The sequence below is a fragment of the Mesonia oceanica genome (assembly GCF_902499555.1).
Taxonomy (GTDB): domain Bacteria; phylum Bacteroidota; class Bacteroidia; order Flavobacteriales; family Flavobacteriaceae; genus Mesonia; species Mesonia oceanica.
This window is the reverse complement of record NZ_CABVMM010000064.1, coordinates 1-669: the sequence shown is the minus strand read 5'-3', so window position 1 is coordinate 669 and position 669 is coordinate 1. Positions and strand designations below refer to the sequence as shown.

Below are 669 nucleotides of genomic sequence, written 5' to 3'. Positions count from 1 at the left end.
AAGAAAACCAATTTTTTTACTACAAGAATACTGCCTTCCCCATTATTTATAATAAAACAATAAATAGGCATCTTTTTTATTTTCCTGATGAACTCTATAAGCTCCCGTTTTACTCAAAACAACCCAGAATATCACATCGTTTTTTTGTTAACAAGGACCATTTTTTAAGTACATATCATGATATTTTTTTTGTGAACGCCGTTGGCAATAGGATACATACATACGGCATAAAAGAGGAAGACAGCAAAAAAACGGTTTATCATTTAAACACTTACGAAGTATCTTCTAAAATAAAACATATCTATTTAGGGAAGGATTATATTCTGGCCATCACCTTTGATGGAATTGAGTTTATCAATTTTGAAAAAAAAAATTTCAATAAATTTCTCAATGATAACACTCCTAAGGTAAGCGTTAGGGTTTTATTAGAGGATGCCAATGGCGAAATTTACGCACAAACCAATAATGGTTTGTATAAATCACAAAACAATACATTTTATTGTCTTACCGATTCTTTAGCCTTGAGTGATCAAGAACGTTATCTGCTAAAAGGAGGGTTTGACATGGTTCTTGAGGGAGATTCGATTTTATGGACTGTGGGCATTGACGAAAAATTACACAGGCTGGATCTACATGCTAAAAGCGGTGAGCTATTTAAGTGTTATGAAT

General features: G+C 32.4%; 1 protein-coding gene. It reads left to right on the top strand.

The genetic code is table 11. From position 1 onward, the window contains the following. Window positions 1–191: 191 nt before the first annotated feature. Window positions 192–669: hypothetical protein (locus FVB9532_RS19325; protein ID WP_150546818.1), on the top strand; the 478-nt coding region annotated here is incomplete at its 3' end.